A 22,755-nucleotide genomic window follows, 5' to 3' on the forward strand; every position below is an offset into this window, starting at 1 on the left:
AATATGCATAAAAAATCACTCAAAAGCAATTGTTTCACGTTTTCAGGAAATTGCTCAGCAACTGATGCCCCTGCTCACTGAGGATGCTTTCAGGATGGAACTGTACCCCTTCCAGCGGCAAAGAACGGTGACGGAATCCCATGATTTCATCAGGCTTACCCTCGCAGAGGGTCCAGGCTGTTATCTCAAACGCTTCCGGCAGCGAGTGGGTTTCAACAATTAACGAGTGATAGCGCGTCACCTTCAGCGGGTGGTGCAGGCCGGCAAAGACGCCGCCTTCATTATGTTCAATAGCCGAGACTTTGCCATGCATCACCTGCCGCGCCCGGATGACACGGCCGCCAAAAGCCTGAGCGATGGCCTGATGTCCAAGACAAACGCCCAATATGGGCAGTTTGCCGGCAAATTCGCGGATTGCCGCCAGTGAAATCCCTGCATCGTCGGGCGTGCAGGGGCCGGGTGAAATTACCAGCCGCTCAGGGCGCAGGGAGGCTATCTGCTCTAACGAGATCTCATCATTTCGGTGAACCTGAACCTCGGCACCCAACTCGCAAAAATATTGGTAGAGGTTCCAGGTAAAAGAGTCGTAGTTATCAATCAGCAGTAGCATGGTAGCTCCGGGCAGGTTCAGGACGGCGCTATTCTACGCACTTTCCGGCCGCTCGCTTACCACTTTGCCAAAAGCCGCCGTCAGTAAGCTGAGATCGCCCGCCAGGCTCGCCTGGTTAGCGGCCCGCCAGCTTTCCGCATCAATTTTCGCCCACTGAATATCAAAACCGGCGTGGATGATTATCTGTTCAAACAGCATGCGCTGAGCGCGTCCGTTGCCTTTCAGGAAAGGATGCAGAACCGTCAGTTCGCAGTAGTACCAGGCCAGACGCTCTGTCAGCGCCGCAAGAGGCAGATCGGCCAGGCCGTTTTCATCCTCCAGCGCCTGCATCAGCGCGTTCCCCTCTTTTTCGATATATTCAAAATGGCAGCAGGGCGTATCCCCAAGCTGAATATCAACCTGACGCAGCTCGCCAGCGTCTGCTAAAACGTCCTGAAAAAGCGCATGATGAAGCGCCTGCAAATGAGGCAGCCCCGGATGTTCAGGGCCGGGCTGAAGCGGAGTGCCGCCAAGCAGAAAGCTGGCGTAAAAGTTGGCTTCCTGCCGTTGTTGCCACAGGGTGAGCTTCTGTTTTTCTGTGATTTTTTTTGTCATGCGGTCTCCCAAAACCAGGTGATTGCTGCGCGGTGCGGCCTGATGACCGCATTACTCGCACTAATTATAAGCAGCAATCACCCAACGGGAGATTAAGGAAGCACTTTTGCGGAAAGGATCACTACCGGTTTAACCGGAACATTCTGGTAAGGGCCAACATTCTGCGCCTGAACCTGAGAAATTTTATCGGCCACGTCCTGACCTTTCACCACTTTGCCAAAAACGGCGTAGCCAAAATCACGCTGCCCGTGATCCAGGAAGGCATTGTCTGCCACGTTGATAAAGAACTGGCTGGTAGCGCTGTCTTTGTCGGAAGTACGCGCCATTGAAATGGTGCCGCGCTTGTTCAGCAGCCCGTTGTCAGCTTCATTTTTGATAGGCGCATTGGTCGGCTTCTGCTGCATATCCGCCGTGAAACCGCCGCCCTGGACCATAAAGCCTGGGATAACGCGATGGAAGGTGGTGTTGTTATAAAAACCGCTGTTCACATAGTCGACAAAGTTTTTTGTAGAGATGGGGGCTTTCTGGTTATTAAGCTCCAGCTCAATATTGCCGGCAGAAGTAGTCAGCAGCACATGCGTATCTCCCTTAGCGGCAGAAGCGGAAACAGAGAGGGTGGACAGCGCAAGCACGGTGGCTACCGCAGTCAAAGTACGTTTTAACATGAAAGATTCCTTACGAAGGGCTACAAGCCAAAAAACTGATTGTAAAGAGGCGCTTATTAAGGCGCCAGTGTTTTACTTTTATTTACTTGCAAAGGTTGGCAGGCAAACACTTGCCAGGCAGTTGAAACAGTGACTCCAGTCACGAAACTCATGTATTTGAAAACAAATGTTTCATTATTTATTTAAGCCGATCACGATTCTCGCTACACTTCCGCTGCATACCGTGGACGACCCGCGCCACGCTCCCTTTGACCCACAGGTTTCCAAATTATGACTAATCGCGATCGCATCGGGCTTACCTGGATCAGTTTCTTCTCTTACGCACTTACGGGCGCAGTGGTTATTGTGACCGGGATGGTGCTGGAAAATATTGCTGATTATTTTCAGTTACCCGTCGCCCAGATGAGTAACACCTTTACCTTCCTGAACGCCGGTATTCTTGTTGCGGTCTTCCTGAACGCCTGGCTGATGGAAATTATTCCGCTGAAGCGTCAGCTGATCTTCGGCTTTGTGCTGATGGTGCTGGCGGTACTGGGGCTGATGACCAGCCACAATCTGAGCGTTTTCTCGCTGTGCATGTTTGTGCTGGGCGTGGTAAGCGGCATTACCATGTCGATTGGTACCTTCCTGATCACTCACCTGTATGAAGGGCGTCAGCGCGGTTCACGTCTGCTGTTTACCGACTCCTTCTTCAGCATGGCCGGCACGATATTCCCCATCATTGCTGCTGCTATCCTTGCACGTTCGCTGCCGTGGTACTGGGTGTATGCCTGCATTGGCGTGATCTATCTGGCTATTTTTGTGCTCGCGCTCTGCTTTGAATTCCCGGTACTCGGTAAAAAAGCCCTTAATCAGCCCCAGGGCGAGAAGGAAAAGTGGGGTCTGGGCGTGCTGTTGCTGGCCATTGCTGCTCTCTGCTATATCCTGGGTCAGCTGGGCTTTATTGGCTGGGTTCCGCTCTACGCCACGAAAACAATGGGCATGGATATCAGCCAGGCCGGTGGGCTGGTGGGCAACTTCTGGACCTCCTACATGATTGGTATGTGGGCCTTCAGCGCCATTCTGCGTTTCTTCGATCCGCAGCGTATTCTGACCGTGCTGGCGTTGATGGCTACGGCGCTGATGTTCTGGTTTGTCAGCGCAACCGACGCTTCCCTGCTGAAATGGATCATGATCGCCCTGGGCTTCTTCTCCAGCGCCATCTACACCACTATCATCACGCTTGGTTCATTGCAGACGAAAGTTTCCTCACCGAAGCTGGTGAACTTTATCCTTACCTGCGGCACCGTAGGCACTATGCTGACGTTTGTGGTCACCGGCCCGATTGTGGAGAAAGGTGGCGCGCACGCCGCCCTGCTTACCGCAAACGGCCTGTATGCCGTGGTCTTCGTGATGTGCCTGCTGCTGGGCTTTGTCAGCAGGCATAAGCTGCCGGGCCATATGTCGGCGCATTAATCATCCGCAGACAAAAAGAGAAAGGCCGGATTTATCCGGCCTTTTTTACGCCTGTCTACAGGCCCCACCAGTTCGCTTTCGATGCGTATCTCACCCCCGTAATAAGTGCCGTTGGCCTCTACTCTGTTTCCATGCCGCTCAGGGTTTTCAGCGTGGTGGAGAGATTGCGCAGCTGCCCAATCGCATTAACCCAGGCCGGCGGTTCGTCTGCCTGCGGTAAACAGGTTCCGGCGATAATCCGGACAAAATTCAACTCAGCGCCGGAAATCCACTTTCTCGCTCTCCGCTAAATGGATGGTGGTACTGGCTGGCTTTGTCTCGGCAATCACCCTGCCCTGACGGATGGAATAGCGCACCGGCACCTGACGGCGAAGCGCATCAAAACCATTATCGGCAGGGAGAATAATCAGATTGGCGCTGTTGCCGGTCTGGATGCCGTAATCCTTCAGCTGTAGCGTGCGCGCGCTGTTATGGGTGATGAGATTGATGCCCGCATCAATCTGGCCGTAGCCCATCAGCTGGCAGACATGCAGCCCCATATGCAATACCTGCAACATATTGGCCGTGCCCAGAGGATACCAGGGATCGAATACGTCATCATGGCCGAAACAGACGTTGATCTCTGCTTCCAGCATCTCTTTCACCCGCGTGATGCCGCGGCGCTTGGGATAAGTGTCGAAACGCCCCTGAAGATGAATATTCACCAGCGGGTTTGCCACAAAATTGATGCCTGAAAGCTTGAGTAGCCGAAACAGGCGCGACGTGTAGGCGCCGTTGTAGGAGTGCATTGCGGTAGTGTGGCTGGCGGTTACGCGCTCTCCCATCTTTTCCCGCAGCGCCAGCGCCGCTACCGTCTCCACAAAGCGGGACTGCTCATCATCAATCTCATCGCAGTGCACATCGATCATGCGCTGGTATTTCTGCGCCAGCGCAAAGGTCTTATGCAGCGATTCCACGCCGTACTCGCGGGTGAATTCAAAATGTGGAATAGCGCCTGCCACATCTGCCCCCAGCTTCAGCGCCTCTTCTAACAGCGCTTCGCCATCCGGGTAGGAGAGAATGCCCTCCTGAGGAAAGGCCACCAGCTGAATATCCACCCAGGGCGCCATTTCGGCCTTTACTTCCAGCATCGCCTTCAGCGCCGTGAGCGTGGGATCGGAAACATCAACGTGGGTACGAACGTGCTGAATGCCATTCGCAATCTGCCATTTCAACGTCTGGGTGGCGCGCTGCTTAACATCCTCATGGCTCAACAGCGCCTTGCGCTCAGCCCAGCGCTCAATCCCTTCGAACAGCGTACCTGATTCATTCCAGGCAGGTTCTCCGGCGGTTTGCGTGGTATCAAGATGAATATGCGGCTCGATAAAAGGCGGAAAAGCCAGTCCGCCTTCTGCATCCAGTGAATCGCCGGCGGGTGTGCTTTGCGGCTGGGGAGAAAGAGAGGCGATTTTGCCCTCGCGGATCCCGATTTGCCACAGACCCTCACGCCAGGGCAAACGAACGTGATTAATCCATCTCAAATTAACACTCTGCATGCCAACGCTCCTCAAGGTGATGGGGTTATTTATCACCATAGCACTGTTCTGCCCGCCGCACGATCGTCTGCCCTGGTATCAGGTGACTCGATTCAGTTGAAGTGCTTGCTTTTCCGCGACTTACAAAAAGTATTGCCAAATCAGCAATATACTCATAAAGGAGTATTCGGGAAGGGGATTGATCGATATCAATAAGTGGGGGTTTTGGCGCGCTATTGTAGCCATAATACATAGCATTGTGAGGCAATATGAGCACCCGACTCGTTATTATTGGCAACGGCATGGTGGGCCACCGGTTAATCGAAGAACTGGTTGAAAAAGCTGCGCCCGGCCAGTTTGCCATTACCGTCTTCTGCGAAGAACCCCGCGTGGCCTATGACCGCGTACATCTTTCCGCCTACTTCTCACACCATACAGCTGAAGAACTTTCGCTGGTACGCGATGATTTCTATCAGAAAAACCAGATTGAAGTGCTGGTCGGTGAGCGGGCAATCACGCTGAACCGTCAGGAAAAGGTGATCCACTCCAGTACCGGCCGCGCGGTGCAGTATGACAAGCTGGTTATCGCCACCGGCTCCTATCCGTGGGTGCCGCCCATTGCCGGAGCAGAGGGGCAGGACTGTTTTGTTTATCGTACCATTGAAGACCTCAATGCCATTGAAGCCTGCGCCCGGCGGAGCAAGCGCGGCGCCGTAGTCGGCGGTGGTCTGCTGGGGCTGGAAGCGGCCGGCGCCTTAAAAAATCTCGGTATTGAGACCCACGTTGTCGAATTCGCCTCCGGGCTGATGGCCGAACAGCTCGATCCGCTGGGCGGCGATCAGCTCAGGAAAAAAATTGAGCGCATGGGCGTGAAAGTCCATACCAGTAAAAATACGCAACGCATTATCGACCGTCCCGCTGGCGGTAAAACCATGCAGTTTGCCGATGGCAGCGAGCTGGAGATTGATTTTATCGTCTTCTCAACAGGTATTCGTCCGCAGGACAAGCTGGCAAAACAGAGCAATCTGCCGCTTGGTCAGCGTGGTGGCGTGCTGATTGACGATCGCTGCCTGACAGCAGACGCCGATATCTACGCTATCGGTGAATGTGCTGCCTGGCAAAACCGCATTTACGGGCTGGTGGCGCCCGGTTACAAAATGGCGCAGGTCGCCTGCGATCATCTGCTGGGCAAGGACAATGCGTTCACGGGCGCCGATATGAGCGCCAAACTCAAACTGCTGGGCGTGGACGTTGGCGGGATTGGCGATGCGCATGGCCGGACGCCGGGCGCCAGAAGTTACGTTTATCTTGATGAAAGCAAAGAAGTTTATAAACGTCTGGTGGTAAGCAAAGATAACAAAACGCTGCTGGGCGCAGTGCTGGTGGGTGATACCAGCGACTATGGCAACCTGTTACAACTGATGCTTAATGCCATTGAACTGCCGGAAAATCCCGACGCGTTGATCCTGCCCGCCCATGCAGGGAGCAAGCCCGCTATCGGCGTGGAGTCTCTGCCCGATACGGCGCAGATCTGCTCCTGCTTTGACGTGACTAAGGGCGACCTGATCGCCGCTGTTCAGGGCGGTTGCCATACCGTGGCCGCGCTAAAAGCAGAAACCAAAGCGGGGACAGGCTGTGGCGGTTGCGTGCCGTTAATGACTCAGGTGCTGAATGCGGAACTTAGCCGTCAGGGTATCGAGGTTAACCACCACCTGTGTGAACACTTCAGCTACTCCCGTCAGGAGCTTTACCATCTGATCCGGGTGGAAGAGATCAAAACCTTCGATCGGCTGCTGGAAAAATATGGCCAGGGCTACGGCTGTGAAGTGTGCAAACCCACCGTAGGTTCGCTGCTCGCCTCCTGCTGGAACGATTATGTGCTGAAAGCGGAACACACCCCGTTGCAGGACAGTAACGACCTCTTCCTTGGCAATATTCAAAAAGATGGAACCTACTCCGTCATCCCCCGCTCCGCCGGAGGAGAGATCACGCCGGAAGGCCTGGTTGCCATCGGTGAAGTTGGCCGTCGTTACAATCTCTATACCAAGATTACCGGCTCGCAGCGTATCGGGCTGTTTGGTGCGCAGAAGGACGATTTGCCTGCCATCTGGTCTGAACTTATCGCCGCTGGTTTTGAGACTGGCCATGCCTACGCTAAAGCGCTGCGGATGGCAAAAACCTGCGTGGGCAGCAGCTGGTGCCGTTTTGGCGTTGGCGACAGCGTCAGCCTGGGCGTTATGCTGGAAAACCGCTACAAGGGCATCCGCACGCCGCACAAAATGAAATTTGGCGTCTCTGGCTGTACCCGTGAATGTGCCGAAGCACAGGGTAAAGATGTGGGGATTATCGCCACCGAAAAAGGCTGGAATCTCTATGTGGCCGGTAACGGCGGCATGAAGCCACGCCATGCGGATCTGCTGGCTGCGGATCTGGATGAACAGACGCTGATCGCTTATCTCGACCGGTTTATGATGTTTTATATCCGCACTGCCGACAAGCTACAGCGCACCTCGCTGTGGCTGGAAAGTCTGGAAGGGGGCATCGATTATCTCAAACAGGTCATTATCCATGACAAGCTTGGGCTGAACAGTCAGCTGGAAGCGGAAGTTGCCCGCCTCCGCGCACAGGTAATCTGTGAATGGAAGGAAACCATTGAGGACCCGCGCCAGCTAGCGCGTTTCGCTCACTTCATCAACAGTCCACAGCGCGATCCGCTGGTTCAGCATGTGCCTGAACGGGAACAGCATCGCCCTGCCCGTCCTGCAGAACGCATTCCTGTGGTACTCCTGGAGGAACAATCATGAGTCGCTGGTATCCCATCTGTCCGCTGGAGAGCATTCTGCCCGCCACCGGCGTCTGCGCTAAAGTGAACGATTTGCAGATAGCCCTGTTTCGCCCGCGGGCGGATGACGAGGTCTATGCGCTGAGTAATATCGATCCCTTCGCGCAGGCAAGCGTGCTGTCACGCGGCATTATCGCGGAGCATCAGCAGACGCTGTGGGTAGCCAGCCCGCTGAAAAAACAGCGTTTTCGCCTGCATGATGGTCTCTGCCTGGAGGATGAAAGCCACTCCGTAGCCAGCTATCCCGCCCGCGTGCGGGAGGGGCTGGTGGAGATTTCTGTCTGAAGCCGCGCTGACCGGCGCTCTGGCCGCCTTCTGGCGGCCCTTACTTAAGTGAGCCTACCTGTGGATTATCTTCCTCTCTTTTGTCAGCTGCGTAACAGAGCCTGCCTGCTGGTTGGTGGTGGCGAGGTGGCAGAACGTAAAGCCCGTCTGTTACTGAAAGCGGGTGCAGACCTGCGGGTCTGCTCAACCCATTTTTCCACCCCCTTCACTCTCTGGCAGCAGGAGGGAAAGCTGACTCTTCTGAGCGAAAACTTCCATTCCGCCATGCTTGAGGGCTGCTGGCTGGTGATTGCTGCTACTGACGATGCGGCTGTGAATCAACACGTCAGCGCCTGCGCGGACGCCAGGCAAATTTTTTGCAACGTGGTGGATGCACCAGAGCAGGCCAGCGCGATTATGCCCTCCATCGTTGACCGCTCGCCGCTGATAGTGGCCGTTTCCAGCGGGGGGAAAGCGCCGGTGATGGCAAGACTGCTGCGGGAGAAGATTGAAGCCTTGCTGCCTCAGCATCTGGGGAAAGTAGCGGCCTGTGCGGGTTCACTCCGTCAGCGCGTTAAAAATAAGTTCTCAGAAATGGGGCAGCGGCGCCGGTTTTGGGAGAAGCTCTTCAGCCACGATCGTCTGGCCCAGGCTCTGGCTAACGGGCAGACTGCTCGGGTTGAAGAACTGACCGAAGCGCTGTTTGCCACGCCGCTGGAAGACAAAGGTGAAGTGGTGCTGGTCGGCGCCGGACCTGGCGATGCCAGTTTGCTGACGCTGAAAGGCCTGCAACAGATCCAGCAGGCGGATGTGGTGGTCTATGACCGGCTGGTATCGGATGAGATTCTGGAGCTGGTCAGACGCGATGCAGAGCGCATCTTTGTGGGTAAACAGGCTGGCTATCACTGCGTACCTCAGGAGTCGATCAATCAGCTGCTGCTGGAGCAGGCGCAGCGGGGCAAACGGGTGGTGCGCCTGAAAGGCGGCGATCCCTTTATCTTTGGCCGTGGCGCTGAAGAACTCGAAGCGCTGCTGGCGGCTAAGATCCCCTTTTCCGTGGTACCCGGTATTACCGCCGCTTCCGGCTGCTCGGCCTATAGCGGCATCCCGCTCACCCATCGCGATTATGCGCAAAGCGTACGTCTGGTCACGGGGCATGTTCAGGCCGATGGCGGGCTGGACTGGCAAAACCTGGCGGCGGAAAAGCAGACGCTGGTGTTTTATATGGGTCTGGCGCAGGCGGGAGAGATCCAGCATCAGCTGCTTGAACACGGTATGTCAGCCGATATGCCGGTCGCCATTGTGGAACGGGGAACCTCAACACAGCAGCAGGTTGTCACTGGAGAACTTCAGGGGCTGGCAGCACTGGCTGCGGAAGCCAGTAGCCCCTCGCTGATTATCGTCGGGCGTGTTGTGGCGCTCAGGGATAAGCTTCGCTGGTTTTAGATAAGGGGCTTTAAATAAAGAGCTTATTGCTGGCTCAGCAGCAGGACGCTGCGATGTGAAAGAGGGGTGAACCAGAAACCGCGTAACGCCGCTTCTGGTTCCTCAGCTGGCTGATTAAGGCTGGGCGACAAAGCCCACTGCTTCGTAGACTTTCTTCAGCGTTTCCTGAGCCTGCGCACGCGCTTTGGTTGCGCCATCACGCATGATCTGCTCCAGGAGGGCTTCATCGTTACGGTAGCGGTTATAACGCGCCTGTAAATCGGTCAGCATTCCGGATACCGCGTCAGCCACGGCCCCTTTCAGATGACCATACATCTGCCCCTCAAACTGCTGTTCCAGTTCAGGAATGCTTTTACCCGTCACGCCCGACAGAATATCCAGCAGGTTAGAGACGCCAGCCTTGTTTTTGACGTCATAACGCACCACTGGCGGCTCGTCGCCGTCGGTCATCGCCCGCTTGATCTTTTTCACTACCGATTTCGGATCTTCCAACAGGCCGATGACGTTATTACGGTTATCGTCTGACTTGGACATCTTCCTGGTCGGTTCAAGCAGTGACATCACGCGCGCGCCAGATTTCGGGATAAACGGCTCCGGCACTTTAAACACATCGCCATACAGCGCATTAAAGCGGGCGGCAACGTCGCGGCTCAGCTCCAGATGCTGCTTCTGGTCTTCGCCCACCGGTACCTGGGTGGTTTGATACAGCAGGATATCGGCCGCCATCAGCACCGGATAGTCAAACAGACCGGCGTTGATGTTCTCTTCGTAACGGGCAGATTTGTCTTTGAACTGCGTCATGCGGCTCAGTTCGCCGAAATAGGTGTAACAGTTCAGGATCCAGCTCAGCTGAGTATGTTCAGGCACGTGCGACTGCACAAAAATAGTGCTCTTTTCCGGGTCGATACCGCAGGCAAGATAGAGTGCCAGCGTATCGAGCGTGGCTTTACGCAGCGCCTGAGGATCCTGACGGACGGTGATGGCATGCAAATCAACGATGCAGTAAATGCAGTCATGGGTATCCTGCATGCTGACCCACTGACGCAGCGCACCCATATAATTCCCGATGGTCAGTTCGCCGGATGGCTGTGCGCCGCTAAATACGATGGGTTTCATGTTTTTCGTCCTGATAATTACAGCCCTAAAGCGGGCAACAAATCGGTAAAGTGATCCAGTACAACGGTTGGCTGGCTGGTGGCAATGGACTCACCGTAGTTATAGCCAAAGGTCATGCCTACGCAGGGGCATCCTGCGGCCTGAGCGGCAAGAATATCATTTCGCGAGTCGCCAACAAACACCAGCTCCTCCTGCAACAGGCCAAATTTGCCCAGCACCAGAAACAGCGGCGCGGGATGCGGCTTTTTCGCGACCACATCATCTCCGCCGACGATCAGCGAGAAGTACTCTGCAATCCCTAACGAGGCGAGCAGCGGCGCGACAAAAGGCGTTGGCTTGTTAGTGACAATGGCCATCGGCAGGCCTTTCTCCGCCAGCGCCGCCAGACCTTCCTTTACGCCAGGGAAGAGCTTGCTGCCGCTTTCGATGGTAGTGGCATAGTGCTTATCAAGCAGTACGCGTGCATCGCGAATCAGCCCATCTTCCGGCGCATGGCCCAGCGCCCAGGTCAGCGCCCGCTCAATCAGAATATCTGCACCATTACCAATCCAGGTGGAAACCCGTTCAATGCCTGCCGCAGGAAGGCTGAGCGACGTTAATGCAGCATCTACCGCGCTGGTTAAACCCGGCGCGCTGTCGATAAGCGTTCCGTCGAGATCAAATGCCAGCGCGCGAACTTTAGTGAAATGAGCCATGACGTGATTTCTCCAGTTCGTTACGCATATCTTCGATCACTTTTTTATAATCGGGTTTGCCAAAGATGGCTGAACCGGCAACAAACATATCTGCGCCCGCTGCGGCAATTTCGCCAATATTTTCAGCTTTCACGCCGCCGTCCACTTCCAGACGAATGTCATAGCCGCTTTGATCAATCAGCTTACGAACCTGGCGCAGCTTATCCAGCGTGCCGGGAATAAAGGATTGTCCACCAAAGCCAGGATTAACCGACATCAGCAAAATGACATCCAGCTTATCCATCACAAAATCCAGGTAACTGAGCGGGGTTGCCGGATTAAACACTAAGCCAGCTTTGCAGCCATGCTCTTTGATCAGCTGCAACGAGCGGTCAACGTGGTCAGAAGCTTCCGGATGGAAGGTGATATAGCTGGCACCCGCTTTGGCGAAGTCGGGGATCAGTCTGTCCACCGGTTTCACCATCATATGCACGTCAATGGGGGCAGTGATGCCGTAGTCGCGCAGCGCTTTCAGCACCATCGGACCCATTGTCAGGTTGGGAACATAATGGTTATCCATCACGTCAAAATGCACAACATCGCCACCGGCGGCCAGCGCTTTTGCCGTATCTTCACCCAGACGGGCAAAATCAGCAGACAGAATTGATGGGGCAATTAAAAACTGTTTCATCCATTTCTCCCAATTAGCGCGCCTTATGGCACGTACCGCAGTTGAGGGTTATTTACTGGCAAACAGCGCCAGCAGTTCATCCACCTGATTACGTCCGTTACTGTTGCGGCTGATTGAACGCCGCGCCTTGATTTGATGCAGCTCGGCTGCCTGGTACCAGACCCTGGTGAGCGGGGTATCATGATTAGAAATCAGCACCGGTATACGACTTTCAGCGGCCAGCTTCTCTGCCAGCTCCGCCAGATGCTGCTGTTGCAGCAGGCTGAAGCTGTTGGTGTGGTAGGCGGTGAAGTTCGCCGTGGCCGACAGCGGCGCATAGGGCGGATCGCAATAGACAACCGCCCCTTGTGGCGCCCGGTTAAGGGTAACATCGTACGATTCACAGACAAAGGTCGCATTCTGCGAGCGCTCAGAGAACCAGTAAAGCTCATCTTCAGGGAAATAAGGTTTGCGATAGCGGCCAAACGGCACGTTGAACTCACCACGAAGGTTGTAACGACACAGGCCATTGTAGCAATGGCGGTTCAGATACAAAAACAGCAGGCCACGGCGATAGGGATCGGCGCAGCGATTGAATTCTGCCCGACGGGCGTAATAGAACTCTGAGTCGTTGGTTTCGCTGGTAAAAAGCTCGCGGGCATCGGTGACAAACTCGCTGACGCGGGTTTTGACGATGTTATAGAGGTTAATCAGATCGCTGTTGATATCCGCCAGCAGGTAGCTTGGAAAATGCGTGTTAAGAAACACCGAGCCAGCCCCGACAAAAGGTTCGATCAGGCAGTCCCCATCTGGCAGATGGCGCTGGATATCATCAAGCAACGGGTACTTGCCACCCGCCCATTTCAAAAAAGCGCGATTTTTTTTCATGCCGTCGTTTTATTACACTTACTCTTGTGGCTGCGGTTACACCGACAGCATATCTGCGCTTTGAATAGTTAGCCCTCCGAAGAGGGCTAACGGTTCCTGCTTAAATCATACCTGGAGAAAGCGGTTAGTTAGCCGCTTCTTTTTTCACCTGGCTTACCGGCTTGACCCACGGACTTTTTGCCCGGACTTCGGCCGGAAGCGAAGCTACGGCGCGCTTCGCTTCAGCTGGGGTAGCGTAAGAGCCGCTGACCAGCACATACCAGGGTTGTCCGTTACGGGTCGTTTTATAGACGTGGTAACTGCTCAGGTTTTGCTTTTTCGCCCAGGCGTTAAGCGTATCCGATCTTGAAGCGCTGCTCAGCTGGAGCGTATAGCTTCCACCCAGTGCCGAAGAAGCCGCTTTGGCAGGTGCGGAAGCGGTGGTATGGCTGGCAGAAGCGCTACTTTTCGGCTTGCTCTCTTTAACAACAGGCTTTGCCGCTGGTTTATGTGCAGCAGCGGGTTGATTCTGATGAGTCTGCCCGGTGACTGCTTTGGGTGCAGAAACGTTGCCGCCTGGCGTAACCGTAGCGGGTGCCGTTGGCAGTGAGCCACTCTGCTGTGCGCCCTGCGCCGCCACATCCACCTGCCCCTGCTGATTAGACAAGGCGTTGTTCAGATCGCCCGGCAGTTCAACACGCTGTTGATTTGCCGGAGTCTGCACCGGCTCAGCCTGAGTTGGCGTGGAAGAGATAGGCGGTACGCTGATCTCCTGCGGGCCGTTGCTGGCTGGCGGCTGGTTCGCTGGCGTCTCTGAGGTTGGCGCAGCCGGCGTGCCGCTCTGCCCACTCATCGAGGAGGAGCCAGAAAGATCGATGTTTTTATCGCTGCCAGTGCCAGAGGTACCCGAAGTGGTTGCGGGCTGCTGGGCGCCCTTGTTTGCGCTATCATCAGGGGAATTCAGCGCAGATCCGATGCCAATCACCAATAGCAGCAGCACCAGAATACCAATGCCCATCATCATATGCTGACGGGAAACCGGGACTTTAGGGGCAGAAGACGTTTTGCGGGACCGCTGCGGACGGCGATCGCTGGTGTCAGGTTTTAACTCGTCTTCCGGTTTAAATTCGTCCATTCAACCTCCTACTGTAGAGCAGCGACGCCTCTCAATACCCTCTGATTGGCGGATTACTTGTTCCTGGGCCGAAACCCGTTCTAACGCTGTCAGCCTGGCTGACAGTCGTTAATAGCAGCCAGCACCGTATCATGTGCAACGCCGCTGCGCACTTCCGCTTTACCGATAGTCAGAGGCAGCACCAGACGCAGCTCACCTGCCAGCACTTTTTTGTCGCGCAGCATATGCGGCAAATAAGCTTCAGCAGGCATACTCTCTGGCCCGGTAACAGGCAAGCCTGCCCGCTGCAATAAGGCGATAATCCGGCTGGTCTCCTGCGCTGAGAAGGATCCCAGCCGCTCGGCTGTTCTTGCCGCCATGACCATACCGGCCGCCACAGCTTCACCGTGCAGCCAGTTACCGTAACCCATATGCGCTTCAATGGCGTGACCGTAAGTATGCCCCAGGTTTAACAACGCCCGCTGGCCATGCTCATGCTCGTCTGCCGCCACCACCTCTGCTTTCAGCTCGCAGCAGCGGCGAATGCACCAGGTCATCGCTTTGGCATCAAGAGCCAGCAAAGCATCGAGGTTGTTCTCCAGCCAGGTAAAGAATTCGCCATCCAGAATGATGCCGTATTTGATCACTTCCGCCAGGCCAGATGCCAGCTCACGCGGTGGCAGCGTGCTCAGGCAGTCGATATCAATCACCACGGAAGCGGGCTGATAAAACGCGCCAATCATGTTTTTACCCAACGGGTGATTGACGGCGGTTTTCCCGCCCACAGAGGAGTCAACCTGGGAGAGCAGCGAGGTCGGGACCTGAATAAAGCGCACGCCGCGCTGATAGCTCGCCGCCGCAAACCCGGTGAGATCGCCAATAACCCCACCGCCCAAAGCGATCAGGGTTGTATCACGACCGTGAGGTTTTTCCAGAAGGGCAGTAAAGACCCGATCCATCACCTCCAGCGTCTTGTACTGCTCGCCGTCAGGAAGGATCGTCTGGTCTACCTCTACGCCAGCGCTTTCCAGCCGCTGACGAAGGGGTGTGAGATAGAGAGGGGCCAGCGTCTGATTAGTTACCAGCATGGCCCGATCGCCCGCCTTAAGCGGCCAAAACGAAGCCGGATCGTTAAACAATCCGGCAGCTATGGTAATGGGGTAACTTCTCTCCCCCAAAGTGACGGTAATCTTCTCCATGAAGCGTTATCACCTTTTTATTACTTTGGCCCGCAGGCGGTCAGAGCGAAACTTAGCTCTTTTCCAACATGTTGATAATCTGATTCGCGACCACTTTAGCGCTCTGGTCATCGGTACGAATCGTCACGTCGGCAATCTCTTCATAAAGCGGATTACGTTCACCGGCCAGCGCTTCCAGCACCTCGCGCGGGGGAGATTCCACCTGCAACAAAGGGCGTTTTTTGTCGCGCTGAGTACGGGCTAACTGCTTCTCGATGGTGGTTTCCAGATACACCACTACGCCACGAGCCGAAAGACGGTTGCGGGTTTCGCGTGATTTCACAGAACCACCACCGGTAGCCAGCACAATGCCCTGCTTCTCGGTGAGTTCATTGATGATTTTTTCTTCGCGATCGCGGAAGCCTTCTTCGCCTTCGACGTCGAACACCCAACCCACATCCGCTCCGGTACGTCGCTCAATTTCTTGATCGGAATCGAAAAATTCCATATTGAGTTGCTGAGCTAACTGACGCCCAATAGTGCTTTTGCCGGCACCCATAGGCCCAACCAGAAAGATATTGCGTTTCTCTGCCATTTTTTCGGTATTACTAAGACAATTCGTTAATGATACCCCGTCCAACCGGACAGGACATGAACTGAAACCTCATGAGCGATAGTGCGAGAGTCAGATGAAAATTATCTCAACACTGAAGGTGTTTTGGCAACCGATTAAATTGACCTTGCCCATTGCGCACTCAGGGCGCGTTTCAGTCCGCTTCATTTATCAGCCCGATGTCACTGCATCGGCTACGCCGGTTGCGCACGATAAAAAACGGGTTCTATGCATTCTCTGAAGCCAAACCGAGGCCCATAAATCAAAATCGCTAAACCTTGTAAGCTAATTCGGCTCTTGCGTCAAACGCATATGCCTTCATTGCCAGAAAAAAGCATCTGGTTTCTTAGTTTGCACTAAAAAACGCATTACTCGTCACGAATCAGTCGTGGCGTGATGAAGATCACCAATTCCCGCCGTTTTTGCTGATGGATATCATAACGAAAAAGCGATCCCACTATCGGAATATCGCCAATCAGCGGTACTTTTCTTTGCCCGTCTGCATTTTCGCGCTGGAAAATCCCCCCTAACGCCAGCGTTTGCCCATCTTTCAGCGTGACCTGCGTCTGAATTTCCTGTTTATCTATGGCCAGATACTCCCCCTCACCGCTGCGCATCGTGCGACCAGGCACATTTTGCGAAAGATGCAGCTTGAGTAAAATCCGCCCGTCATGCTGAACAACCGGCGTAACCTCCATCCCCAGTACCGCCTCTTTAAACTCCACGCGGGTATTGCCATTGCTGCCATTGGAAACCTCATAAGGGATTTCGGTGCCCTGCTTAATGCTGGCAGTTTGCTGATGGGAGGTAAACAAACGCGGACTGGCGATAATCTCCAGCTTATTTTCCTGCTCCAGCGCGTTCAGCTCCAGATCAAGCAACCGGCCATCGAGCCTGGCAAGTGTAAAGCCCGCCGTCAGCGCGGCTTCCGTCACCGGTAAATTAACGCTGAACTGGCTGGCGCGTAAGGCACGAGTAATCTGCTCCTCGCCTGAAAGCCCCCAACGCACGCCCAGCTCCCGCAGACTCTCTTCGTTGATGGTTACGATATGTGCCGCCAGCTCAATCTGCTCAAGCGGGACGTCAAGTGCCTGCACCCAACGACGGATAGCTGCCAGAGCGGGTTGAGTTTCCCGTAACAGCAGGCTGTTGGTTCTTGCATCTACGGTTACGCTACCGCGCTCGCTCATTAATTTCGCCCGTTCGGCCAGCAAACTGCTGTTAACCGTGCTGGCATCGGCATGGGCCAGGGTCAGCACCTCCGTGATCAATGGCCGCTCGCCCTCAGCCTTTTCCCGCGCTTTTTCCAGCTGTCGCTGCTGCTCCAGTACGCTGCTTTCCGGCCAGACCAGCAGGACATTCTCCTGCTGCTCAATCCTGACCTTAGCCATTCGGGCAACCAGCGCTATAGCCCGCTCCCACGAAACGTTTTCCAGTCTCAACGACAGCGTGCCTTCGACTTCCGGCGCCACCACCAGATTAAGCTGCTGCCAGGTGGCAAGCGCCTGAAGTACCTGCCCTACCGGAGCTTCGTCGAAGGCGAGAGAGAGGGGGCTTTTTTCAGCCCGTGAAGGGGGTAAGCAGAGGAGTAACAGCAGACAAATCATCCTTTTCATAGAGGCTTCCTTTTAAGCGTTTTTCTACTGGCGGCTGGCACCCTTTTTGATCGCCAAGCGTAATGCTGAGCGGCCCAATGTTAAGCAGATACCAGCGTTCATCCACGGGTTCCCCCTGGCGTCGCTGTGCCCATTTTCCTTTTCCCGTTAACAACAAAACCTGGTAATTCTGTTTTTGCCCGACAACCCCTTTTAATCGCCAGCGGTCAGGAAAAACCTGTTCCGGCGGGCAGGCGGCCTCGACAGGCCTGAAGGGATCCCTGTTGGCCAGGCTCTCTGCCGTCAACAGCAGCAGGCTTGCTGCCAGCAGCCAGCTTATCCTGAAGTCAGCCCTCATCTTTTACGGCCAGCGATAATTGCAGACGTAACTGCTGTTTCTGTGGTTTCAGGGTGAAGTTCGGTAGCGCCATGCCTGCCGGGAGTGAGCTGAGATAGCCGAATACGCTCTCAACCTGCGGCCAGTTGAGCAGCAGCGCCAGGCTGCCTCCCTGGCTGGCTGGTTGCCACTCTGCCAGTGAACTCGCTGAAACTTCTGTCAGCCTCCGCAGTGAAAAAATCTCGCGCCTGGCCGGTTCTGCTGCCTCTCTGAGCTGAGCGATCTCTGCTTCAATATTCACCAGCGTTTCCTTTGCTGCCAGAGTCCGTATAAGACGCTGATAGTCCGCCGTCTGCTGCCGGTGCAGCTGGATCAACCTGAGGCCGTTTTGCTGTACAGGCGCGCCCCAAAACCCCCACCATGGCACCGCCAGCAGGGAGAAAATGAGGCTCACTGAAATACCCTGTAGCCAGAGGGAACAATTTAACCAGCGATGGAAAAGTTTACTCATCAGCGCTGTTCTCCAGAGTGAGTGAGGCAAGGAGATGAAAAAGCATCTGGCCTTCTTTGCTCCGGCTTAAAGGGCCAATCTTTACCTGCCCAATCAGCGCCATCTCCTGCAAACGCTGGCGGAAAGCGTCAAGATCGCTGATACACTGGCAAATTCCTGAAACTGTCAGACTCTGCTGACTTTTTGTCAGGCCAGTTAACCACAGCGTATCGGGCATCGCTTCCGTCAGGTTGTGGAGAAAAAGTGACCACCGCTTAAGCGTTTCTCTCCGCCTGAGCTGGTTTGCTGCTGAATGACGCAATGCCTCTCTTTCCGTTTCCAGTGACGTTAACTGCTTCAGTCGTTGCTTTGCGCTCTGCTGAGCCTGTTTAAGCTGCTCAATCAGCTTAACGCTCTGCTGATTCACCATCTGTTGTCCCCGCAGCGGCACGCTCGCTGTCAGCAGCATCAGCATCAGCCCCACAATCGCCAGCAGCCAGCGCTGCCCCTGACTTTTAAGCCGTTCTGCTCGCCACGGCAGAAGATTAACCCAGACCATCAGGCATCCCCCGGTCGTAGCGCCAGCCCTGCCGCCAGTGAAAAAGCGCCGGCAAGCTGAGGTAAAGGGGGATGTTTCAGGGAGAATGCTGCTAACGGATCCAGCCATTGCGCAGAGGCGGGAAGCGGCTCTTCCAGCACAGAGCTGTAGTAAAAGGCGTTAATCGTCGCCAGCTGCTTTTGTTGCAGGGCAGCAAAATCGGGAGCCTCCAGCAGGGAGCACCATCCCCAGCGTGGATGGCCTGGCAGCGCCGAGTACCACAACCAGTGATCGTGAAGCCGGTGCACTAACGCTGCGGAAGGCGCAAGCGAAAGCGAGCAGGACAAAGCCCGGAGCGCTGCTGGCGTCAGCTCCAGCACGTCCGCCTTCAGGTTGGCCTGTTCAAGGCAGCGCAGCCAGGCCTGTAGCGCGTCACGACGTGCCGCAGTGATGTAGAGGGTCTGCTCCTGCTCCGCATCTGCCCGATAGTCGAGCGCCAGCGTCTCTGGTTCAATTGGGAAAAATCGCCTCGCCGCTGCGGTGATGTACCTGCTACGCTCTGGCTCTCGTAACTGGGTGCCCGGCAGATCAACCTGCCGTTGCAGAACCAGCTGCGGTGGGAATCCCACCCGAAGTGAGAGGCGATAAGGCAGCAGCTTGCGCCAGCGTTGCAGGAGGGGAATGAGCGGTTCAGGACGTTGCAGCAGCCCGTTAACTAACGTATCTTGCGGCAACGCATGTTGCCACCAGTGGCGAAGTTGCCAGCCGTTCCGACAACGCTGGATGCCGAGGGCGCAAAGCTGCCCGTTTTGAATATCCAGGCCGACTTGCCATGTCTGAAATGCCATTAAGCGCGATCTCCATATCGTCAGTAACTAATAACGTATCCAAGCTTCAGGCTTGCCTTTATACTACCGCGCGATTGTTGATAAACTGTCCAATCGACTCAGAATGGAAAATATCAGGTGAAGTTCGTAAAGTATTTTTTGATCCTTGCAGTGTGTTGCATTTTGCTGGGAGCAGGCTCGATCTATGGTTTGTACAAATACATAGAGCCGCAGCTACCCGACGTCGCCACGCTGAAAGATGTGCGTCTCCAGACGCCTATGCAGGTGTACAGCGCCGATAATGAGCTGATTGCTCAGTATGGTGAGAAGCGCCGTATTCCTCTGAAACTGCCGCAGATCCCCCCTGAGATGGTGAAGGCGTTTATTGCTACCGAGGACAGCCGTTTCTACGAGCACCACGGGGTTGATCCTATCGGGATCTTCCGTGCAGCGAGTATTGCTCTGGTTTCCGGCCATGCATCGCAAGGGGCGAGTACCATCACTCAGCAGCTGGCGCGTAATTTCTTCCTCAGCCCTGAGCGCACGCTGATGCGTAAAATCAAAGAGGCGTTTCTTGCCATCCGCATTGAGCAGATGATGAGCAAGGACGAAATCCTTGAGCTTTATCTGAATAAGATCTATCTGGGTTACCGTGCTTATGGCGTGGGGGCCGCTGCACAGGTCTATTTCGGCAAAACTATCGATCAGCTCTCTCTTAGCGAGATGGCGATGATCGCCGGTCTGCCAAAAGCGCCGTCAACTTTTAACCCGCTTTACTCCCATGAGCGCGCCGTTCAGCGCCGCAATGTGGTGTTAAGCCGCATGCTCGATCAGCAATATATTACGCAGGCTCAGTACCAGGATGCCCGCAACGAGCCGCTGGTTGCCAATTACCATGCGCCTGAAATTGCTTTTTCAGCCCCCTACCTGACAGAGATGGTTCGCCAGGAGATGGTCAAACGTTATGGCGATAATGCTTATAACGACGGGTTTAAAGTCACCACTACCATCACGCGCAAACTGCAACTGGCTGCTCAGAAGTCGGTGCAGAATAACGTGATGAACTATGACATGCGTCATGGCTACCGCGGCCCGGCTAACGTGCTGTGGAAAGTGGGTCAGAATCCGTGGGACCACGCTGAAATAGTGAAAACGCTTAAGGCGCTGCCTGTCTATGGCCCGCTGATCCCGGCGGTCATTACCGAAGCCAACAGCGACGCCGCGACAGCAACCCTGCGCGATGGCAGCAGCGTTACGCTGAACCTGGCGGGCATGCGCTGGGCACGTCCCTACAAGTCCGATACCGTTCAGGGCCGTACGCCAAAATCTGTTACCGAAGTGGTGCAAGCTGGCCAGCAGGTGTGGGTTCGCCAGGTGGGTTCAGAGTGGTGGCTTGGACAGGTGCCGGACGTGAACTCCTCTCTGGTCTCACTCGATCCACACAACGGCGCGGTCCTTGCGCTGGTAGGCGGGTTTGATTTCAATCTGAGCAAATTTAACCGTGCCACCCAGGCGCTGCGTCAGGTGGGGTCGAATATTAAACCTTTCCTCTACACCGCAGCGATGGACCGTGGCCTGACCCTGGCTTCTATCCTTAACGACGTGCCAATTTCACGGTGGGATGCAGGCGCTGGTTCTGACTGGCGGCCAAAAAACTCCCCTGCGACCTATGATGGCCCTATCCGTCTGCGTCAGGGGTTGGGTGAGTCGAAGAACGTGGTGATGGTACGTGCCATGCGCGCCATGGGCGTGGATTACGCGGCTGAGTATCTGCAACGCTTCGGCTTCCCGGCGCAAAATATCGTGCATACCGAATCGCTGGCGCTGGGTTCCGCTTCCTTCACTCCGCTGCAAATGGTGCGCGGCTATTCGGTTATGGCGAACGGCGGCTTCCTGGTTGATCCCTACTTCATCAGCAAGATTGAAGATGAGCAGGGCAACATACTCTTTGAAGAAAAACCGAAAATCGCCTGTCCGGAATGTAATTTGCCGGTGATCTACGGCGATACGAAAAAGGCGGTTGCCCTGAGTGAAGAGAGCGTGGAAAACGTAGCCATCTCTAAAGAAGGGGAAAAACCAGCCGTTCCACAGCCTCAGCTTGAGCAGGTTTCCCGGCAGCAGGTTCAGCAGGATGGCGAACAGCAGTACGCTCCACACGTGATTAATACGCCGCTGTCGTTCCTGATTAAAAGCGCCATGAATTCCAATATTTTCGGGGAACCGGGTTGGATGGGAACCGGCTGGCGTGCGGGCCGCGATTTGGGACGCAATGATATCGGCGGTAAAACAGGTACCACTAACAGCTCGAAAGATGCGTGGTTCTCTGGCTACGGTCCGGGCGTGGTGACATCAGTCTGGATTGGCTTTGACGATCATCGCCGCGATCTGGGGCGCACCACGGCTGCCGGTGTCATTAAGGATCAAATTTCTGGCTACGAAGGGGGCGCGAAGAGTGCGCAACCAGCCTGGGACGAGTATATGAAAGCCGCGCTGGATGGCGTACCGGTCCAGCCGCTAACGCCGCCAGAAGGGGTAGTAACGGTGACGATTGACCGCAGCACTGGCAAGCTGGCAAACGGCGGTGGCAACACGCGTCAGGAGTACTTTATCGAGGGCACACAGCCAACCGAGTACTCGGTACACGATGTTGGCACCACCCTGATGGATAATGGTCAGAGCCACGAGCTGTTCTGATCCTGCCACAAAAAAGGGATGCGTCGGCTTAGGTCGCATCCCTTACAGCTAAAGCGAACTCCGGTTCGCTTTTTTAATAGCTCAACCGTCCCTGCTTCACCAACCACTCCCTTACCAGAAACAGTGCGCTGACGTTGCGCGCTTCACGGAAATCGGGTTCCTGTAGTAGCCCAAGCAGGTTGTCGAGCGGCCAGCGCAGCTGCGGAAGCGGCTCAGGTTCATCCCCTTCCAGCTTTTCCTCGTAAAGATTCTCGGCCACTACGATATTCATCTTGCTGGAAAAATAGGAGGGAGCCATCGTCAGCTTACCCAGGGTTTCCAGCATTTCCGCACCGTACCCCGCCTCCTCTTTCAGCTCGCGGTTAGCGGCCTCAAACGGCGTTTCGCCCGGATCGATTAGCCCTTTCGGGAAGCCAAGCTCATAGCATTCCAGCCCCACCGCATATTCCTGAATCAGAATAAGATGATCGTCAATAATGGGCACAATCATCACCGCTTCACGATCGGATGGTTTCATGCGCTCATAAACACGCCGGGCGCCATTACTGAATGCCAGATCGACGGCTTCAACGGTGAACAGGCGGGAACGCGCCACGGCTTCAACGTTAAGGATTTTGGGTTTTTGCAATTGTCTGGTCATCATCGCCCCAGG

At 55.1% G+C, this 22,755-nt stretch carries 23 protein-coding genes; 5 read left to right on the forward strand and 18 right to left on the reverse strand.

Going from position 1 to position 22,755, the window contains the following annotated elements; all coding sequences use genetic code 11:
- Window positions 1-34: 34 nt before the first annotated feature.
- From AAH450_RS14780 to ppiA, 3 genes are all read right to left on the reverse strand, one after another.
- Window positions 35-610, reverse strand: coding sequence for an aminodeoxychorismate synthase component II (locus AAH450_RS14780; RefSeq protein WP_342910876.1), 576 nt, complete (start codon window positions 608-610; stop codon window positions 35-37).
- Window positions 611-643: 33 nt separating this feature from the next.
- Window positions 644-1,204: a putative adenosine monophosphate-protein transferase Fic gene (locus AAH450_RS14785; RefSeq protein ID WP_342910877.1), complete on the reverse strand. Its 561-nt coding sequence runs from the start codon at window positions 1,202-1,204 to the stop codon at window positions 644-646.
- A 92-nt stretch (window positions 1,205-1,296) separates the two neighbouring features.
- Window positions 1,297-1,869, reverse strand: coding sequence for a peptidylprolyl isomerase A (ppiA, locus tag AAH450_RS14790; protein WP_342910878.1), 573 nt, complete (start codon window positions 1,867-1,869; stop codon window positions 1,297-1,299).
- A 270-nt stretch (window positions 1,870-2,139) separates the two neighbouring features.
- Between ppiA and tsgA the strand changes: the two genes are divergently transcribed.
- Window positions 2,140-3,324 carry an MFS transporter TsgA gene (tsgA, locus tag AAH450_RS14795; RefSeq protein WP_342910879.1) on the forward strand — a complete coding sequence of 395 codons (1,185 nt, stop codon included), beginning with the start codon at window positions 2,140-2,142 and terminating at the stop codon, window positions 3,322-3,324.
- Between the two features lie 118 nt (window positions 3,325-3,442).
- Here the strand turns inward: tsgA and AAH450_RS14800 are convergent, their stop codons facing one another.
- Window positions 3,443-3,577: a hypothetical protein gene (locus tag AAH450_RS14800; protein WP_342910880.1), complete on the reverse strand. Its 135-nt coding sequence runs from the start codon at window positions 3,575-3,577 to the stop codon at window positions 3,443-3,445.
- Between the two features lies 1 nt (window position 3,578).
- Complete coding sequence (locus tag AAH450_RS14805; protein WP_342910881.1) at window positions 3,579-4,859, reverse strand: cytosine deaminase; 1,281 nt, start codon at window positions 4,857-4,859, stop codon at window positions 3,579-3,581.
- Window positions 4,860-5,107: 248 nt separating this feature from the next.
- Here AAH450_RS14805 and nirB point away from each other — a divergent pair, with 248 nt between their 5' ends.
- The 3 genes from nirB to cysG are packed head-to-tail and all read left to right on the forward strand — an operon-like array spanning window position 5,108 to window position 9,390.
- Window positions 5,108-7,642, forward strand: coding sequence for a nitrite reductase large subunit NirB (gene nirB, locus AAH450_RS14810; RefSeq protein WP_342910882.1), 2,535 nt, complete (start codon window positions 5,108-5,110; stop codon window positions 7,640-7,642).
- Window positions 7,639-7,965, forward strand: a complete 327-nt coding sequence (gene nirD, locus AAH450_RS14815; protein ID WP_342910883.1) for a nitrite reductase small subunit NirD — start codon at window positions 7,639-7,641, stop codon at window positions 7,963-7,965. Before nirB ends, nirD begins: the two co-directional genes overlap by 4 nt.
- Before the next feature lie 60 nt (window positions 7,966-8,025).
- Entirely contained in the window at window positions 8,026-9,390 is a 1,365-nt protein-coding gene (gene cysG, locus AAH450_RS14820; protein ID WP_342910884.1) for a siroheme synthase CysG, read from the forward strand.
- A 114-nt stretch (window positions 9,391-9,504) separates the two neighbouring features.
- Here cysG and trpS read toward each other — a convergent pair whose 3' ends face one another.
- From trpS to pilM, 12 genes are all read right to left on the reverse strand, one after another.
- Window positions 9,505-10,506, reverse strand: coding sequence for a tryptophan--tRNA ligase (gene trpS / locus AAH450_RS14825; protein WP_342910885.1), 1,002 nt, complete (start codon window positions 10,504-10,506; stop codon window positions 9,505-9,507).
- 17 nt (window positions 10,507-10,523) lie between these two features.
- Window positions 10,524-11,201, reverse strand: coding sequence for a phosphoglycolate phosphatase (locus AAH450_RS14830; protein ID WP_342910886.1), 678 nt, complete (start codon window positions 11,199-11,201; stop codon window positions 10,524-10,526).
- Window positions 11,185-11,871, reverse strand: coding sequence for a ribulose-phosphate 3-epimerase (gene rpe, locus AAH450_RS14835; protein WP_342910887.1), 687 nt, complete (start codon window positions 11,869-11,871; stop codon window positions 11,185-11,187). The genes AAH450_RS14830 and rpe overlap by 17 nt, the downstream gene beginning before the upstream one ends.
- A 48-nt stretch (window positions 11,872-11,919) precedes the next feature.
- Window positions 11,920-12,738, reverse strand: coding sequence for an adenine-specific DNA-methyltransferase (gene dam, locus AAH450_RS14840; RefSeq protein ID WP_342910888.1), 819 nt, complete (start codon window positions 12,736-12,738; stop codon window positions 11,920-11,922).
- Between the two features lie 124 nt (window positions 12,739-12,862).
- Complete coding sequence (locus AAH450_RS14845) at window positions 12,863-13,852, reverse strand: SPOR domain-containing protein (protein ID WP_342910889.1); 990 nt, start codon at window positions 13,850-13,852, stop codon at window positions 12,863-12,865.
- Between the two features lie 89 nt (window positions 13,853-13,941).
- Window positions 13,942-15,030 (reverse strand): 3-dehydroquinate synthase, encoded by a 1,089-nt coding sequence (gene aroB, locus AAH450_RS14850; RefSeq protein WP_342910890.1) that lies wholly within the window; start codon window positions 15,028-15,030, stop codon window positions 13,942-13,944.
- 52 nt (window positions 15,031-15,082) lie between these two features.
- Window positions 15,083-15,604, reverse strand: a complete 522-nt coding sequence (gene aroK / locus AAH450_RS14855; protein ID WP_318789334.1) for a shikimate kinase AroK — start codon at window positions 15,602-15,604, stop codon at window positions 15,083-15,085.
- A gap of 386 nt (window positions 15,605-15,990) precedes the next feature.
- Complete coding sequence (hofQ, locus tag AAH450_RS14860; RefSeq protein WP_342910891.1) at window positions 15,991-17,238, reverse strand: DNA uptake porin HofQ; 1,248 nt, start codon at window positions 17,236-17,238, stop codon at window positions 15,991-15,993.
- A complete protein-coding gene (locus tag AAH450_RS14865) occupies window positions 17,183-17,575 on the reverse strand; it encodes a HofP DNA utilization family protein (RefSeq protein WP_342910892.1) in 393 nt (130 codons plus the stop codon). Before AAH450_RS14865 ends, hofQ begins: the two co-directional genes overlap by 56 nt.
- Window positions 17,565-18,065: a HofO family protein gene (locus AAH450_RS14870; protein WP_342910893.1), complete on the reverse strand. Its 501-nt coding sequence runs from the start codon at window positions 18,063-18,065 to the stop codon at window positions 17,565-17,567. Before AAH450_RS14870 ends, AAH450_RS14865 begins: the two co-directional genes overlap by 11 nt.
- On the reverse strand, window positions 18,058-18,603 hold the full coding sequence (locus AAH450_RS14875) for a PilN domain-containing protein (protein ID WP_342910894.1): 546 nt from the start codon (window positions 18,601-18,603) through the stop codon (window positions 18,058-18,060). Before AAH450_RS14875 ends, AAH450_RS14870 begins: the two co-directional genes overlap by 8 nt.
- The gene (pilM, locus tag AAH450_RS14880; RefSeq protein WP_342910895.1) at window positions 18,603-19,430 is read right to left on the reverse strand and encodes a type IV pilus biogenesis protein PilM; all 828 of its coding nucleotides are present in this window, start codon (window positions 19,428-19,430) and stop codon (window positions 18,603-18,605) included. Before pilM ends, AAH450_RS14875 begins: the two co-directional genes overlap by 1 nt.
- A 117-nt stretch (window positions 19,431-19,547) precedes the next feature.
- Between pilM and mrcA the strand changes: the two genes are divergently transcribed.
- A complete protein-coding gene (mrcA, locus tag AAH450_RS14885) occupies window positions 19,548-22,103 on the forward strand; it encodes a peptidoglycan glycosyltransferase/peptidoglycan DD-transpeptidase MrcA (protein WP_342910896.1) in 2,556 nt (851 codons plus the stop codon).
- A gap of 73 nt (window positions 22,104-22,176) precedes the next feature.
- Here mrcA and nudE read toward each other — a convergent pair whose 3' ends face one another.
- Window positions 22,177-22,743, reverse strand: a complete 567-nt coding sequence (gene nudE, locus AAH450_RS14890) for an ADP compounds hydrolase NudE (RefSeq protein WP_306209888.1) — start codon at window positions 22,741-22,743, stop codon at window positions 22,177-22,179.
- Window positions 22,744-22,755: the final 12 nt, after the last annotated feature.

This window comes from Erwinia magellanica, from assembly GCF_039023495.1.
GTDB lineage: Bacteria > Pseudomonadota > Gammaproteobacteria > Enterobacterales > Enterobacteriaceae > Erwinia.